This is a genomic window from Synechococcus sp. J7-Johnson (assembly GCF_024345795.1).
GTDB lineage: Bacteria > Cyanobacteriota > Cyanobacteriia > PCC-6307 > Cyanobiaceae > Regnicoccus_A.
This window is the reverse complement of sequence record NZ_JAGQBU010000012.1, coordinates 12,221-27,602: the sequence shown is the minus strand read 5'-3', so window position 1 is coordinate 27,602 and position 15,382 is coordinate 12,221. Positions and strand designations below refer to the sequence as shown.

General features: G+C 65.1%; 12 protein-coding genes. 10 read left to right on the top strand and 2 right to left on the bottom strand.

All coding sequences use genetic code 11. The annotated features are described in order from the left end of the window. Positions 1 to 25: 25 nt before the first annotated feature. A complete protein-coding gene (bchM, locus tag KBY93_RS07945; RefSeq protein ID WP_255093763.1) occupies positions 26 to 745 on the top strand; it encodes a magnesium protoporphyrin IX methyltransferase in 720 nt (239 codons plus the stop codon). 34 nt (positions 746 to 779) lie between these two features. Here bchM and gltB read toward each other — a convergent pair whose 3' ends face one another. Beyond that, positions 780 to 5,378 carry a glutamate synthase large subunit gene (gene gltB / locus KBY93_RS07940; protein ID WP_255093762.1) on the bottom strand — a complete coding sequence of 1,533 codons (4,599 nt, stop codon included), beginning with the start codon at positions 5,376 to 5,378 and terminating at the stop codon, positions 780 to 782. A gap of 177 nt (positions 5,379 to 5,555) precedes the next feature. Between gltB and KBY93_RS07935 the strand changes: the two genes are divergently transcribed. The 9 genes from KBY93_RS07935 (at position 5,556) to KBY93_RS07895 (ending at position 14,513) form a co-directional block, all read left to right on the top strand. Continuing rightward, the gene (locus tag KBY93_RS07935) at positions 5,556 to 7,352 is read left to right on the top strand and encodes a phosphodiester glycosidase family protein (RefSeq protein WP_255093761.1); all 1,797 of its coding nucleotides are present in this window, start codon (positions 5,556 to 5,558) and stop codon (positions 7,350 to 7,352) included. Between the two features lie 65 nt (positions 7,353 to 7,417). Next, the gene (locus tag KBY93_RS07930; protein WP_255093760.1) at positions 7,418 to 7,774 is read left to right on the top strand and encodes an AIR synthase; all 357 of its coding nucleotides are present in this window, start codon (positions 7,418 to 7,420) and stop codon (positions 7,772 to 7,774) included. Between the two features lie 52 nt (positions 7,775 to 7,826). Then, positions 7,827 to 8,201, top strand: coding sequence for a 30S ribosomal protein S12 (gene rpsL, locus KBY93_RS07925; RefSeq protein ID WP_094555907.1), 375 nt, complete (start codon positions 7,827 to 7,829; stop codon positions 8,199 to 8,201). Positions 8,202 to 8,273: 72 nt separating this feature from the next. Continuing rightward, positions 8,274 to 8,744, top strand: a complete 471-nt coding sequence (gene rpsG, locus KBY93_RS07920) for a 30S ribosomal protein S7 (protein ID WP_094555908.1) — start codon at positions 8,274 to 8,276, stop codon at positions 8,742 to 8,744. A gap of 102 nt (positions 8,745 to 8,846) precedes the next feature. Next, complete coding sequence (fusA, locus tag KBY93_RS07915) at positions 8,847 to 10,922, top strand: elongation factor G (RefSeq protein WP_255093800.1); 2,076 nt, start codon at positions 8,847 to 8,849, stop codon at positions 10,920 to 10,922. 40 nt (positions 10,923 to 10,962) lie between these two features. Further along, the gene (gene tuf / locus KBY93_RS07910) at positions 10,963 to 12,192 is read left to right on the top strand and encodes an elongation factor Tu (RefSeq protein WP_094555909.1); all 1,230 of its coding nucleotides are present in this window, start codon (positions 10,963 to 10,965) and stop codon (positions 12,190 to 12,192) included. A 209-nt stretch (positions 12,193 to 12,401) separates the two neighbouring features. Next, entirely contained in the window at positions 12,402 to 12,722 is a 321-nt protein-coding gene (gene rpsJ, locus KBY93_RS07905) for a 30S ribosomal protein S10 (RefSeq protein WP_094555934.1), read from the top strand. Positions 12,723 to 12,867: 145 nt separating this feature from the next. Next, positions 12,868 to 13,539: an LON peptidase substrate-binding domain-containing protein gene (locus KBY93_RS07900; RefSeq protein WP_094555910.1), complete on the top strand. Its 672-nt coding sequence runs from the start codon at positions 12,868 to 12,870 to the stop codon at positions 13,537 to 13,539. Beyond that, positions 13,539 to 14,513, top strand: a complete 975-nt coding sequence (locus KBY93_RS07895; RefSeq protein ID WP_255093759.1) for a methyltransferase domain-containing protein — start codon at positions 13,539 to 13,541, stop codon at positions 14,511 to 14,513. The genes KBY93_RS07900 and KBY93_RS07895 overlap by 1 nt, the downstream gene beginning before the upstream one ends. On the opposite strand, the gene pheA is transcribed toward KBY93_RS07895, so the two are convergent. After that, positions 14,480 to 15,325: a prephenate dehydratase gene (gene pheA / locus KBY93_RS07890; RefSeq protein WP_255093758.1), complete on the bottom strand. Its 846-nt coding sequence runs from the start codon at positions 15,323 to 15,325 to the stop codon at positions 14,480 to 14,482. The two genes, KBY93_RS07895 and pheA, sit on opposite strands and share 34 nt — an antisense overlap. Positions 15,326 to 15,382: the final 57 nt, after the last annotated feature.

The window sequence follows — 15,382 nt, the reverse complement described above, 5'->3', positions numbered from 1 at the left end:
TCCGCCCACCCGTACAAGCGCACCCATGGCCACGTCTCCAGCGCCTGACGCCGGCGCCAAGCTGGCCGAGAAGGCAGAAGTGCGCGACTACTTCAACAGCACGGGCTTCGAGCGCTGGAAGCGGATCTACAGCGACAGCGACGACGTCAACAAGGTGCAGCGCAACATCCGCCTGGGGCACCAGAAGACGGTGGATCAGGTGCTCGAGTGGCTGCAGGAGGAGGGCGACCTGCCCCAGCGCAGCTTCTGCGATGCCGGCTGCGGCGTGGGCAGCCTCAGCCTGCCGCTGGCCCAGCTAGGGGCAGGCAGCATCGCCGCCAGCGACCTCTCCGAAGCCATGGTGGAAGAGGCCCGCCATCGTCTGGAGGCCGGCGGTATCGGCCTTGATCGGGTGCAGTTCAGCGCCTCCGATCTGGAGAGCCTCCAGGGCCGCTACGACACGGTGGTCTGTCTGGACGTGTTCATTCACTACCCCCAGGCCGCGGCCGAGGAGATGGTGCGTCACCTGGCCGGACTGGCCGAGCGGCGGCTGATCGTCAGTTTTGCTCCCTACACCCCGCTGCTGGCCCTGCTCAAATCAATCGGGCAGCTGTTCCCGGGGCCGAGCAAGACCACCCGGGCCTACACCCTGCGGGAGGACGGCATCGTGGCCGCCGCCGCTGAGGCCGGCTTCAAGCCCAAGCGCCGCAGCCTCAACCAGGCTCCGTTCTACTTCTCGCGGCTGATCGAATTCGAGCGCAGCTGAATCGCCGGCTCCGCCCGAATCCGAACGGCCAGGCTCAGGTGGCCATGGCCAGTTTCTCCCGCTCCAGCAGGCCAACTGTGGCCACTTCACTGGGGGGCACCAGCACCTTGAAGCGTGAGCGCCACTGAGGCCAGTTCGCCAGGATCTCGGCAGCTTTGCGGCTGCCGGTGACCTCCAGATGGGCTTCCAGCAGCGGTTTGATCAGCTGCTCCTGCTCTGGCGTCTCCAGGGAATGAACCGAGACGATCTCGGGGTTAAGACGCCCTCTAAGGGCATCCTCCGAGTCGAGGAGGAAGGCCACACCCCCGGTCATGCCCGCAGCCACGTTGCGGCCGGTGCTGCCCAGCACAACAACCACACCACCGGTCATGTATTCACAGCAGTGGTCGCCGCAGCCTTCGACCACGGTGCGCGCGCCGCTGTTGCGGACGGCGAAGCGCTCACCAGCCCGTCCGAGGGCGAACAGCTCGCCACCGGTGGCGCCGTAGAGGCAGGTGTTGCCCAGGATCACCTGGTTGCCGGGATCACGGGTTGCAGCGGAAGGCACAACCGTGATGCGGCCACCGTTGATGCCCTTGCCGACGTAGTCGTTGGCATCCCCCTCCAGGCGCAGGTTCATGCCCTGCAGCGTGAAGGCACCGAAACTCTGGCCTGCGGCACCCTCGAAGCAGAGATCGAGCAGGCCCTTGAACCCCTTGTTGCCATGGCGGGCAGCCACCTCGCCGGCCAGGCGGGCCCCCACACTTCGATCGGTGTTCACGATCGCCAGTCGGCGGGCAACCGACCCATGCTGATCGATGGCCGAGAGCACCTCAGGATCTGCCAGGAGCTGATCTTCCAGAATCACTCCGTTGCCGTGGGCCTGGCTGTCATGGCGCAGCCAGCTGCGGTCGTCAGGACCAGGCAGCGGAGCCAGCAGGCAGGTGAGATCAAGGGCGCTGGTCTTGGCCAGGGCCACCTCACGGGGATGGAGCAGCTCGACGCGACCGATGAGGTCTTCCAGGCGGGCCACCCCGAGCACACTCAGCAGCTGGCGCACTTCCTCGGCCACGTAGTGGAAGAAATTGACGACATGCTCAGGCAGACCGGTGAAGCGCTTGCGCAGAGCTTCCTTCTGGGTGGCCACGCCCACCGGGCAGTTATTGGTGTGGCAGACCCGGGCCATGATGCAGCCCTCGGCAATCATGGCCACCGAACCGAATCCATATTCTTCGGCACCCAGCAGGGCCGCCATCAGCACATCCCAGCCGGTCTTGAGACCGCCATCGGCGCGAAGCAGCACCCGGTTGCGCAGACCGTTCGCCAGAAGGCTGCGGTGCACCTCGGAAAGGCCCAGTTCCCAGGGGCTGCCGGCGTGCTTGATCGAGCTCAGTGGCGACGCACCGGTGCCGCCGTCGTGGCCGGAGATCTGAATCACATCGGCATTGGCCTTGGCCACGCCGGCGGCGATCGTGCCGATTCCGATTTCGGCCACCAGCTTTACCGACACCTTGGCGGTGGGATGCACCTGATGCAGATCGTGGATCAGCTGGGCCAGGTCTTCAATTGAATAAATGTCGTGGTGTGGAGGCGGGGAGATCAGCGCCACGCCTGGCTTGCTGTTGCGCAGCCAGCCGATGTAGGCATCCACCTTGGGACCGGGCAGCTGGCCGCCTTCACCTGGCTTGGCCCCCTGGGCCACCTTGATCTCCAGCTGCTGGCCGCTGCGCAGATACTCCGGCGTGACTCCGAAACGCCCCGAGGCCACCTGCTTGATGGCGGAGCAGGCGCTGTCACCGGGCACCAGGCCCCGCAGGGTCGGCAGGGTGGCCGAGCGGCCGTCCGCGTCGACATCCGTTAGCGGGTGGTAGCGAGCGGGATCCTCTCCTCCCTCACCGCTGTTGCTCTTGCCGCCGATGCGATTCATCGCCACCGCCAGCACCTCGTGGGCTTCTCGGGAGAGGGCCCCCAGGCTCATGCCACCGGTGCAGAACCGGCTGCAGATGCTCTCCACGCTCTCGACCTGCTCGATCGGCAGTGGGGTGGGGGCTGGGCGCAGCTCCAGCAGGTCGCGCAGGGCCGTGACAGGACGGTTCTCCAGCAGGGTGCGATAAGTGGCGAAATGGTCGTAGCCGGGGCCTGCTGCAACGGCCGCGTGCAGGGCCTTGGCCATCTCAGGGCTGTTGAGATGGAACTCACCGCCGGAGCGGTATTGCACGAAGCCCATGAACTCGAGCTTGGTGCGGTTGAGCTCAGGAAAGGCCTTGGCGTGGAACGCCAGGGTTTCGTTGGCGAGATCACGGAGACTGAGGCCCGCCACTCGGCTGGTGGTGCCGCGGAAGGCCAGATCGATCAGATCGGCGCCGATGCCGATCGCCTCGAAGATCTGGGCGCCGTGGTAGCTGGCGAGCAGAGAGATGCCGATCTTGGAGAGGATCTTGCGCAGGCCAGCTTCCAGGGCCTTGCGCACGTTGGCCTGAGCCTTGGCGGCATCGATCGCCGGCAACTTGCCTCGCTCCATCAGGGAGCGGGTCTTGGGGTGGGCCAGCCAGTGGCGGGTGGTTTCCCAGGTGAGCCAGGGGCAGACGGCACTGGCTCCGAAGCCGATCAGGCAGGCCAGGTGGTGGGTGCTCCAGCACTGGGCCGTGTCAATCACCAGGGAGCAGTGCAGGCGCAGTCCAAGCCTGAGCAGATGCTGGTGGACCGCACCCACCGCCAGCAGCGCCGGGATGAAGGTGGTGGTGGCACTGAGGCCACCGGCAACCCGGTCGGAGAGCACAAGGATCTGACTTCCGTCTCGCACCGCCTGCTCCGCCGCCTGACAGAGACGCTGCACAGCGGCCTCAAGGCCAGCCGGACCCTGCTCAAGCCCGTAGAGGGTGGAGAGGGTGGTGGTGGCCAGGCCCTGGTGGGGCAGCGCATCCAGGTCGGACTCGTTGAGGACTGGCGTAGCGATGTGGAGCACCGAGGCAGCCGATGGCTCTGGCCGCAGGGCCGATCCACGCCGCCCCAGGTGCATGTCCAGGCTCATCACCAACTCCTCGCGGAGTGGGTCGATCGGAGGGTTGGTGACCTGGGCGAAGCGCTGCTTGAAGTAGTCGTAGAGAAGGTGGGGCTTGTCGGAGAGCACCGCCAGGGGGATGTCGTCGCCCATGCAATAGGTGGGCTCCTTGCCCTGGCCGGCCATCTCGTCGATCACCAGATCCAGATCCTCGGCGGTGAAGCCGAAGGCGGTCTGGTGAGAGAGCAGGTCCAGGTCGGTGAGCTGATGCTCCGTGCTCCAGGGCTGGGGCTTCAGCGAGCGATGGTGTTCCTGCAGCCAGGCGGCGTAGGGGTAGCGGGAGGCCACCTCCTCCTTCACCTCCCAGTTGTGCAGCAGGCGGCCCTGCTCGAGATCCACGGCCAGCATCTGGCCGGGGCCGAGGCGGCCCTTTTCGACGATGCGGCTCTCTTCGATCTCCACCACCCCGGTTTCCGAACCCATCACCACCAGACCATCACTGGTGATGCAGTAGCGGGCAGGACGGAGTCCGTTCCGATCGAGGGTGGCGCCCACACTGCGGCCGTCGCTGAACACCAGCAGGGCAGGACCGTCCCACGGCTCCTGCAGGCAGGCGGAATACTCATAAAAGGCCTTGATCTCCGGCCGGCCCTCAAGCTCGGGCTGCTGTCGAAACGCTTCCGGTACCAGGGTGAGCAGGCTGTCGGTGATCGGCCGGCCGCTGCGCACCATCAGCTCGAGCATGGCGTCGAGGTTGGCCGAATCGCTGAAGGCGGCGTTGACCACAGGCTTTAGGTCGGAGGCGGCCTCACCCCAGACCGCATCAAGGTGGGACTCGGCCGCCTGGGCCCAGTTGATGTTCCCCAGCAGGGTGTTGATCTCGCCGTTGTGACCCAGGAGCCGCATCGGCTGGGCCAGGGGCCACCGGGGCAGGGTGTTGGTACTGAAGCGGCGGTGGTAGACCGCAAAACTGACCGCGAAGCGCCGATCGCGCAGGTCGCCGTAGAAGGCCGCCAGCACCTCGGAGCGCACCATTCCCTTGTAAACGAGGGTGCGGCCACTGAAGGAGGCGAAGTAGAGGTCGCTGGGATCAACGCCTGGGGTGGCCCTCACCAGATCGACGGCCCGGCGGCGGCAGCGGAACAGCAGGGATTCGAGCGCATCGCCCGACTCGGGGCCCTCCACCAGCCACTGCTGAATGCGCGGGGCCGTCTGGAGCGCGAGGGGGCCGAGTACGGAAGGCTCCACGGGCACTTCTCGCCAGCCGAGGCTGCGCAGGCCCACCAGGGCGGCAGCCTGCTCGCACAACCGCTTGACCTCCTGGAGTTTCTGCTCATCGACCGGCAGGAAGACCATCGCCAGGCCCCGGCGACCCTCCGCCGCCAGGGCGGATTCGGGCCAGACCTCTGCCAGATAGCTCCAAGGGATACCGCAGAGCACACCTGCGCCGTCGCCGGAATCGCCATCGCCGCCGCAGCCGCCGCGGTGCTCCATGCAGCCCAGGCCGCGCAGGGCCTGCTCCAGCAGCCAGTGACTGGGCTCACCGCTGAGCTGGGCCAGGAAGCCAACGCCACATGCATCCTTTTCGCCCGCAACCTCCGTCGGTGCCGGACTGTCGCAATGGGGCCAAACAGAGCGGCGATGAAGAGGCATAGCCCGGCAACAACCTGTCGGTAGACCGCGGAAGCCTCGAACAAGGCGACTTCCGCGCGGAAGAGAAATCGGATCCTAGAGACGTGTGTTCAGCGTTAGCGTTCACCACCAACGGATGCGGGTCCAATCGTGATGCGGTGCCGATCCCTTCCTGCTGGGCTGATCAGCCTGACGGTGATGGCCTTGCTGCCGGGGGCCGACGGCGGCCTTTCCCGGGCCCAGGCCCGACCGACCGCTTCCATCGCTGGCGCCACCGTCCAGGGCCTGCCGGCCCGCAGCCCGGTCTCTTCCCGCCAGGAGGGCCGCCTGATCGTCATCAACGGACGGGAGCAGACCGCACGCTGGCAGTTGCTCCCGTCCGTGGGGGGCAACCCCTCCCAGCTCTGGCTGCCGCTTGAGGTGCTGCAAGGCCAGCTGGGGGTAGCCAGCAGTCCCCGGGTCGATGGAAGCCTGGATCTGGAGTGGTTCGGGCGGAAGCAGCTGGTGCCCAGCAGCGAGCAGCGCAGCCTCGACGATGAGGTGGCCGTGGATGCCAGCCCATTGCTGCAAGCGGCAGGGGTCCGACTCCAGAGCGATGGAGACCGCCTGCTTCTGGAGATGCCCATGCCCGGGCTGCTTCGGGTGAGAGCGTCGCCCCCGGGAGCCGATCGCCAGGTGGTACTCGATCTCGATGGGGCGGCCGTGGTCCGCCAGGAGTCCGGTCAGATCCTGCTGGGCTTGCAGAGCACCGCCAGCCAGCGCTCTGAACTGCAGGCCCTTGGCGTGGCGGTCAGCGCCAGCAGGGAGGGGCTGCTGTTGCGCCCGCGCGGCGGTGGGCGGGTGCTGACCCTCGGGGGGCCCGACCGGGTGGTGTTTGCCATCCCGCCGGGGTCCAGCGCCGGGGGAACAACGGCGGCCAGCCCTGCGGCGCCGCCCCTGGACCCCCGATTGCAGGCCCTGCTCAATCGCAGTGTCCAACTTGATCGCCAGGTGCTGCCTGTGGGATCACGGCGGATGCTGATCAGCAGCGTCCGCTTCGATCCCCGGCAGAGTCCCCTCGATCTGCGGCTGCTCACCCGTCCGGACGGGATGCAGGGGCTTACGTCTCTGACGGCCCTGGCCCAGCAGGAGCAGGCCTTGGTGGCCATCAATGGCGGCTTCTTCAACCGGGTGCGGCGGCTGCCGCTGGGAGCCCTCAAGGCCGAGGGACGCTGGCTCTCCGGACCGATCCTCAACCGCGGCGCCATCGGCTGGCAGCCGGGCGGCCTGCCCAGCTTCGGTCGGCTGGTCCTCCAGGAGCAGCTGATCGATGAGAGGGGCCAGCGCTGGCCCCTCACGAGCCTGAACACCGGGTACGTGCAGCGTGGCCTGGCCCGTTACACAGCCGACTGGGGGAGCGGCTACCAGGCCCTCAGCGGCAATGAATCGGGGGTGCTGATCCGGGGTGGGGTGGTGCTGCAGCGGCTCAATGGAGCCCAACTGCAAGGGGGCATCCCCCTGGGGAACGAGGACACGCTGGTGGTGGGCAGGTCCGGTGTGATTCCGCCCTGGTCCGAGGCCAGCCGACTGACGCTCTCCAGCCAATCCAGCGACCCGGTTGGCCAGCAGGCCTATGTGATGGGAGGCGGTCCCCTGCTGCTTCAAGCCGGTCGGGTCGTCCTCAACGGCACGGCCGAAGGTTTCAGCAGCGCCTTCCAGGGACAAGGCGCCCCGCGCACTGTGATCGGCAGCGATGGCCGTCAGATCTGGTTGCTGACGCTGCAGGGGGTGGATCACGCCGGGCCGACCCTGGGCGAGACGGCCGCTGTGCTGCGGCAACTGGGCCTGCGCGAGGCCCTGAATCTCGATGGCGGCAGCTCCACCGGACTGTTCGTGGGCAACACCCAGACGGTGCGGGGCCGGGGAGTGGCCGCCTCCATCCATAACGGCCTCGGTCTGGTGCCCCGCGGCGGGCGGGCCGAGGGCAACCGAGCCGGCGACCGGGCCGGCGGCTGAGCCGTGCGGGCTCCAGCCCTGGCAAGCTGGAGCCTGCCTCTGCCGCCAACGAGCGCGAACGCCCCATGCCCAAGGGTCTGAGCCTGCGCCTGTCCTCAGCGGCGGCGGCCGAGCTGGGCCGGCAGGCCGCCGTGGCCGGCACCCCTGGCCTGATGCACCTCGACCTGCTGGAGGGGGGATGCGAGCAATGGGTGCTCAGGATCCGTCCCGGCCATCTCGCCGGTGTTCCCGTGGCCCGGGCCGATGGCATCACCCTGCATGCGCCTTCCGCCCAGATTCCTCTGCTGGCGGGGCTGAGCCTGGACTATCGCGGAGATCTCAGCGGTGGGGGCTTCCTGATCCGCTCCGGCGAGGGAGTGAGCTGCTGCGCCTGTGGAGCCGCCTTCAGCCGCACAGGTCCTGGGGGGACCACGACAAAGTAAGGTGACGGATTGTCGAAACGGTCGGACGTCCGGCCTAATTCTCCGGCCCTCGATGCCCACGATTCAGCAGCTGATCCGCACCGAACGGCAGCACCTCACCCGCAAGACCAAGTCCCCGGCTCTGCGCGCCTGCCCAGAGCGCCGTGGGGTCTGCACCCGTGTGTACACCTCCACCCCGAAGAAGCCGAACTCGGCCCTTCGCAAGGTGGCCCGTGTGCGTCTCACATCAGGCTTTGAAGTCACTGCCTACATCCCCGGGATCGGCCACAACCTCCAGGAGCACTCCGTGGTGCTGATCCGAGGAGGCCGCGTCAAGGACCTCCCCGGGGTCAGGTACCACATCATTCGTGGCACCCTCGACACGTCCGGTGTGAAGGATCGCCGCCAGAGCCGCTCCAAGTACGGCGCCAAGACCCCCAAAGGCTGATTCCAGGGCCTTGATTCCAGGCCCTGAACGTCTTTATCCCCACTCCCTCGCACCGCCGATCCCCACAGGTTTATGTCCCGCCGTAACGCCGCTGAGAAGCGCCCAGTTCTTCCTGATCCCCAGTTCAACAGCCGCCTGGCCTCAATGGTTGTGGCGCGCCTGATGAAGCACGGCAAGAAGTCCACTGCTCAGCGGATTCTCTCCGACGCATTCGGACTTATCAACGACCGCACCGGCAGCGACCCACTCGAGGTGTTCGAAACGGCCGTCCGCAACTCCACCCCGCTGGTGGAGGTGCGAGCTCGCCGGGTGGGCGGCGCCACCTACCAGGTGCCAATGGAAGTGCGCCAGGAACGCGGCACTGCCATGGCCCTGCGTTGGCTGGTCAACTTTTCCCGGGCACGCAATGGCCGCAGCATGGCCCAGAAGCTCGCCGGTGAACTGATGGACGCCGCCAACGAAGCCGGCAGTGCAGTGCGCAAGCGCGAAGAAACCCACAAGATGGCTGAGGCCAACAAGGCCTTCGCCCACTACCGCTACTGAGCACCCCTCCTGGGCTGGATGGCGGGCGCCTCCACCCAGATCAGGCCAACCCTTAAACTTGCGCCCGCAAAATTCGTAGATCAAACACCGGAGACCTTCCCCGTGGCCCGCGCCTATCCCTTGGACCGCGTCAGAAATATCGGCATTGCTGCCCATATCGACGCGGGCAAGACCACCACGACCGAACGGATCCTGTTTTATTCAGGTGTCGTTCACAAAATGGGCGAGGTGCACGATGGCGCCGCAGTGACCGACTGGATGGAGCAGGAGCGCGAACGCGGCATCACCATCACGGCAGCGGCCATCTCCACCAGCTGGAAGGATCACCGCATCAATATCATCGACACCCCCGGGCACGTCGATTTCACCATTGAGGTGGAGCGCTCGATGCGCGTGCTTGACGGCGTCGTGGCCGTCTTCTGCGCAGTGGGTGGTGTGCAACCCCAGTCGGAAACGGTGTGGCGCCAGGCCGATCGCTACAACGTGCCTCGGATCGTGTTCGTCAACAAGATGGACCGCACCGGCGCCAATTTCCTCAAGGTCTACGACCAGATCAAGGATCGCCTCAAGGCCAATGCCGTTCCGCTGCAGTTGCCGATCGGCGCTGAAGGGGAACTCAAGGGAATCGTTGATTTAGTGCGGGAGAAGGCGATTCTCTACACCAACGATCTCGGCACCGACATCGTCGAGAGCGAGATTCCCGACAATATGAAGGAAGAGGCCGCCGAGTGGCGCGGCAAATTGATGGAATCGGTTGCCGAAACCGATGAAGAGCTGCTGGAAGCTTTCCTGGAAAATGGTGAACTCACCCAGGAACAGTTGATCAAAGGCATTCGCACCGGTGTGGTCAAGCACGGTCTTGTGCCGATGCTCTGTGGCTCGGCCTTCAAGAACAAGGGCGTCCAGCTGGTGCTGGACGCCGTGGTGGATTATCTGCCTGCCCCGGTGGACGTGCCACCCATCACGGGTCTGCTGTCCGACGGAACCGAATCGAATCGTCCCTGCGACGACAACGCCCCCTTCAGCGCCCTGGCGTTCAAGGTCATGGCCGACCCCTACGGCAAGCTCACCTTCGTGCGCATGTACTCCGGGGTACTTAAGAAGGGCAGCTACGTGCTCAACAGCACCAAAGACAAGAAAGAGCGCATCTCCCGCCTGATCCTGCTCAAAGCCGACGACCGCGAGGAGGTGGATGAGCTGCGTGCCGGTGATCTTGGAGCCGTGCTTGGCCTCAAGGATACCACCACCGGCGACACGCTCTGCGTGGAAAGCGACCCGATCATTCTGGAATCCCTGTTCATTCCTGAACCGGTGATCTCAGTGGCGGTGGAGCCCAAGACCAAGGGCGACATGGAGAAGCTCTCCAAAGCTCTTCAATCTCTTTCAGAAGAGGACCCCACCTTCCGGGTGTCCACCGATCCCGAAACCAGCCAGACCGTGATCGCCGGCATGGGCGAGCTGCACCTGGAAATCCTGGTGGATCGGATGCTGCGCGAATTCAAGGTGGAAGCGAACATCGGCGCCCCCCAGGTGTCCTACCGCGAAACCATTCGCGCCAGCGCCAAAGGTGAGGGCAAGTTTGCCCGGCAAACCGGTGGCAAGGGCCAGTACGGACACGTGGTGATTGAGATGGAGCCGGGCGAGCCTGGTACCGGCTTCGAATTCGTCAACAAGATCGTTGGCGGCATCGTCCCCAAGGAATACATCGGTCCAGCCGAGAACGGCATGAAGGAAACCTGCCAGTCCGGTGTGATTGCAGGCTTCCCGATGATCGATATCAAGGTCACCATGGTCGATGGGTCCTACCACGATGTGGACTCCTCTGAAATGGCGTTCAAGATTGCCGGCTCCATGGCCTTCAAAGACGGCGTCAAGAAGTGCAATCCCGTTCTTCTTGAGCCGATGATGAAGGTCGAAGTCGAGATCCCCGAGGATTACCTCGGTTCGGTCATCGGCGACCTCTCCTCCCGGCGCGGACAGGTCGAAGGGCAATCCATCGACAATGGACAGTCTAAAGTCCAGACCAAGGTGCCCCTGGCCGAAATGTTCGGCTACGCCACTCAGCTCCGATCCATGACCCAGGGTCGGGGTATTTTCTCGATGGAGTTCAGCCATTACGAGGAAGTTCCTCGCAATGTAGCTGAGGCCATCATCGCCAAGAATCAGGGCAACTCCTGATCTCTCAACCCTAAACACAACCCCCCGATTCTTTCCTTCAATGGCCCGCGAGAAGTTTCAGAGGAACAAACCTCACGTCAACATCGGCACCATCGGCCACGTTGACCACGGCAAGACAACCCTCACTGCTGCCATCACCAACGTGCTGGCATCAATCGGTCAGGCCAAGGCCCAAGCCTACGACGACATCGATGGTGCTCCTGAAGAGAAGGAGCGGGGCATCACGATCAACACGGCCCACGTCGAGTACGAAACCGCTAACCGTCACTACGCCCACGTCGACTGCCCGGGTCACGCGGACTACGTCAAGAACATGATCACCGGTGCCGCCCAGATGGACGGCGCGATTCTGGTGGTGGCTGCCACTGACGGCCCGATGGCCCAGACCAAGGAGCACATCCTGCTGGCGAAGCAGGTGGGCGTCCCCGCTCTGGTGGTGTTCCTCAACAAGAAGGACATGGTCGACGACGAGGAGATCCTCGAACTCGTCGAACTGGAGATGCGTGAGCTGCTCAGCAGCTACGACTTCCCCGGTGACGACATCCCCATCATCGCCGGCTCGGCCCTCAAGGCCCTTGAGCACATCCAGGGCGGCGGCAAAGGCATCCGTGGTGAAAACGAGTGGGTCGACAAGATCCTTGATCTCATGGATGGGGTTGATGAATCCATCCCCGAACCCGAGCGTGAGATCGACAAGCCCTTCCTGATGGCTGTCGAAGACGTCTTCTCGATCACCGGACGCGGCACTGTGGCCACTGGCCGTATCGAGCGCGGCAAAGTGAAAGTGGGCGAAACCGTCCAGATCGTGGGCATCAAGGACACCCGCGAAACCACCGTCACCGGCGTCGAAATGTTCCGCAAGCTGCTCGATGAGGGCATGGCCGGAGACAACGTCGGCCTGCTCCTGCGTGGCGTGCAGAAGGAAGACATCGAGCGCGGAATGGTGCTGGTCAAGCCCAACTCGATCAAGCCCCACACCAAGTTCGAAGGTGAGGTTTATGTCCTTAAGAAAGAAGAGGGTGGCCGCCACACCCCCTTCTTCGCTGGATACCGTCCCCAGTTCTATATCCGCACCACGGATGTGACCGGCCAGATCACCGCCTTCACCGCCGATGACGGGACCAACGTGGAGATGGTGATGCCTGGTGATCGCATCAAGATGTCCGCTGAGCTGATCTGCCCGGTGGCCATTGAGCAAGGCATGCGCTTCGCCATTCGCGAAGGCGGCCGCACCATCGGTGCAGGCGTGGTCTCCAAGATCGTCGCCTGAGGCTGAAACGGCTGAGCTCAGCCAGGGGCCGATCCACCGTTGGATCGGCCCCTCGTCACGCACCTCGACAAGTTGCCCCCAACCGGCCTCGGTTGTCTTCGGTGGAAATGAGCTTGGCCTCGGCCAACCACTCTCCAGCCTCCCTTCACCCTTTTTCCTGTCCCTCGGCCGCGGTCTCCACCAAGGCCTGCGTTCCCACGAGTCCTGCCATGTCAGCCGCCATCGCCCAGCAGAAGATCCGCATCCGTCTCAAGGCGTTTGATCGCCGCATGCTGGACCTTTCCTGCGAAAAGATCATCGAAACGGCCGATCACACAGCCGCCACGGCCATCGGTCCGATCCCCCTGCCCACCAAGCGCAGGATTTATTGTGTACTGCGCTCGCCCCACGTGGACAAGGATTCCCGTGAGCACTTCGAGACCCGCACCCACCGTCGCATCATCGACATCTACAGCCCAACGGCCAAGACGATCGACGCGCTGATGAAGCTTGATCTGCCCAGTGGTGTCGACATCGAAGTGAAGCTCTGAGCTCCAGGCCGGCCCGACGCGACGAATTCCTGGGCCCACCCTCTTGGTGGGTCCTTTTTTTCTAGACTGATTTTGCCCACCAGGCGTCTCGAGCAGCTTCGCTGACCAAACCTCCAACCACCCATTGCCGCCCCGCCGACCTTCCGTGAGTGATCTGGCCGTGAGGGAACTCCCACTCTTCCCCCTGCCGGATGTGGTGCTGTTCCCGCAGGAAGTTTTACCCCTGCATATTTTTGAACCCCGTTATCGCATGATGTTGCGAACGGTGCTTGAGACTGACCGTCGTTTCGGTGTGGTGCGCTGGGACCCGAATCAGCAGGAGATGGCCCAGGTGGGCTGCTGCGCTGAAATTCTTCAACACCAGACCCAGGACGATGATCGCAGCAATATCGTCACCCTCGGCCAGCAACGATTTCGCGTGCTTGAAGTGGTGCGGGAGGCCCCTTTCCGTGTGGCCATGGTCAGCTGGATCGAGGACGATCCCAACACCAGCCACGACGTGCTTCAGGATCTTGGCTTACAGGTCACCCAGGCCCTGAGGGATGTGGTGGATCTGACCGGCAAACTGATCGGCAAGCCGACCACCCTTCCAGCTGATCTGCCCGATCTTCCGCGCGAATTGTCCTTCTGGATCGGTTCTCACCTGGGGGGCCCCGTGGCGGACCATCAACAGGCCCTGCTGGAGCTCACCGACACCTCCGAACGCCTGCGCCAGGAATTCGCCCTGCTCGACCAGACCCGACGGCAGCTCGCGGCACGCACGGTTCTGAAGGACACCTTCAAGGACCTGGGCGAACCCAGGCAAGAACCCTCCTGATGCCCCTTCCAACCTGGCTGCCGCCTCTGGCCATCGGCGCTGGAGCCGGTCTGCTCGGTCTTGGTCTGGTGCGGGAATGGCAGCGCCGTGACCGCCGCTTCCAGAGCACGGCCACCGTGGCCGAGGCCTACGACCGCTGGACCGGTGATCGTCTGCTGGAAAATCTCTGGGGTGAGCACGTGCACCTGGGGCACTACGGCACCCCCCCGGAATCACGCGATTTCCGGGCCGCCAAGGAGCAGTTCGTGCATGAGCTGGTGCGCTGGTCGGGCCTGGACCGGTTGCCCCGCGGCACCCGCCTGCTCGACGTGGGTTGCGGCATCGGCGGCAGCGCCCGCATCCTGGCCCGCGACTACGGCTTCGATGTGCTCGGCATCAGCATCAGCCCAGCCCAGGTTGAGCGGGCCCGCCAGCTCACCCCCGCCGGGCTCTCGTGCCGCTTCGCGGTGATGGACGCCCTGGCGCTGGAGCTGGAGGACGCCAGTTTTCTGGCCGTCTGGAGCGTGGAAGCCGGACCTCACATGCCTGACAAGCAGCGCTACGCCGACGAACTGCTGCGGATGCTGACGCCCGGAGGGCAGCTGGTGGTGGCCGATTGGAACCGGCGCGATCCTGCCGACGGCGAACTCAACGGTCTGGAGCGTTGGGTGATGGATCAGCTGCTGAATCAATGGGCCCATCCGGAATTCGCCTCCATCCCCTCGTTCCGCCGCAACCTCGAGGCCAGCCCCCATCGGCGGGGCGGGCTGGTGGATACCGCCGACTGGAGCGAGGCCACCCTGCCCTCCTGGATCGACTCCATCCTCGAGGGGATACGGCGTCCAGGTGCCATCCTCAGCCTTGGACCTGCAGCCGTGCTGCAGGGTCTGCGCGAAGCCCCCACGATCCTGCTGATGCACTGGGCCTTCAGCACCGGGATGATGCGCTTCGGGGTATTCCGCTACTGCTCCTCGGAAAGATTGGTGAGCGGGTAGTTCCCGAACAGGGCCAGGTGCTGGCAATGGCCGCGCAAGGCTTCGATCGCCTCCTCCAGCAGAGCGGGATCCGCCGGCAGCTCCAGATCGACGAAGAAGATGTACTCGCCCATCTCCCGCTTGGAAGGGCGTGACTCAATCCGGCTCATGTTCAGCTTCAGCGTCGCGAAGCAGCTCAGGGCCTCCAGCAGGGCCCCGGGGCTGTTGCTGCACAGTGAGAAAGCCAGGCTGCAGAGCGTGGCCGCATCGGCAGTCCGGCTCCCCGCCTGCCGCTGCAGCATCAGGAAACGGGTGCAGTTTCCTGGCACATCGTTGATGGGGTAGGCCAGCACCTTGAGCCCATGCTCCTGGGCGGCACGGGGAGAGGCCACCGCTGCGCGGAAGAGGCTGCCGGCCACCAGCCGGGCCGCCTCGGCGGTGGAGCTGGTGGGTAGCTGCAGGGCCTCACTGAGGTGTTCGCTCAGCCAGAGGCTGCATTGGGCCAGGGCCTGTGGATGGGAGAGCACCTCACTTACCCGCTCGATCGGCCCGGAGCCCAGCAGGGCATGGCGGATCGGCAACACCAGACCGCGGCGGATGCGCAGGTCGGGGTGCTCCCAGAGGCCATCGAGGCAGGCGGTCACGCCTCCCTCTACCGAGTTCTCCACGGGCACCACGGCGGCATCGCAGCGACCCTCCGCCAGGGCCTTGACCACCGAGCGGATGCCGCTCTGGGGCAGCAGTTCCGGCGCGTCGATCCCCTCGAGGGCCGCCAGCTGCCGCGTCGCCTGCTCGCCGTAGGTGCCGGCAGGGCCGAGGAAGGCAAGACGCATGGTGAAGGGGGTGAAACGGCGGTCGATAAGATCATCTCTCCCCGCCCACCGAGACGA

Excerpts from the sequence above, each read along its gene's own strand:
- bchM (WP_255093763.1), top strand. The coding sequence starts at position 26 with ATGGCCACGTCTCCAGCGCCTGACGCCGGCGCCAAGCTGGCCGAGAAG.
- gltB (WP_255093762.1), bottom strand. The coding sequence starts at position 5,378 with ATGCCTCTTCATCGCCGCTCTGTTTGGCCCCATTGCGACAGTCCGGCA.
- KBY93_RS07935 (WP_255093761.1), top strand. The coding sequence starts at position 5,556 with ATGGCCTTGCTGCCGGGGGCCGACGGCGGCCTTTCCCGGGCCCAGGCC.
- KBY93_RS07930 (WP_255093760.1), top strand. The coding sequence starts at position 7,418 with ATGCCCAAGGGTCTGAGCCTGCGCCTGTCCTCAGCGGCGGCGGCCGAG.
- rpsL (WP_094555907.1), top strand. The coding sequence starts at position 7,827 with ATGCCCACGATTCAGCAGCTGATCCGCACCGAACGGCAGCACCTCACC.
- rpsG (WP_094555908.1), top strand. The coding sequence starts at position 8,274 with ATGTCCCGCCGTAACGCCGCTGAGAAGCGCCCAGTTCTTCCTGATCCC.
- tuf (WP_094555909.1), top strand. The coding sequence starts at position 10,963 with ATGGCCCGCGAGAAGTTTCAGAGGAACAAACCTCACGTCAACATCGGC.
- rpsJ (WP_094555934.1), top strand. The coding sequence starts at position 12,402 with ATGTCAGCCGCCATCGCCCAGCAGAAGATCCGCATCCGTCTCAAGGCG.
- KBY93_RS07895 (WP_255093759.1), top strand. The coding sequence starts at position 13,539 with ATGCCCCTTCCAACCTGGCTGCCGCCTCTGGCCATCGGCGCTGGAGCC.
- pheA (WP_255093758.1), bottom strand. The coding sequence starts at position 15,325 with ATGCGTCTTGCCTTCCTCGGCCCTGCCGGCACCTACGGCGAGCAGGCG.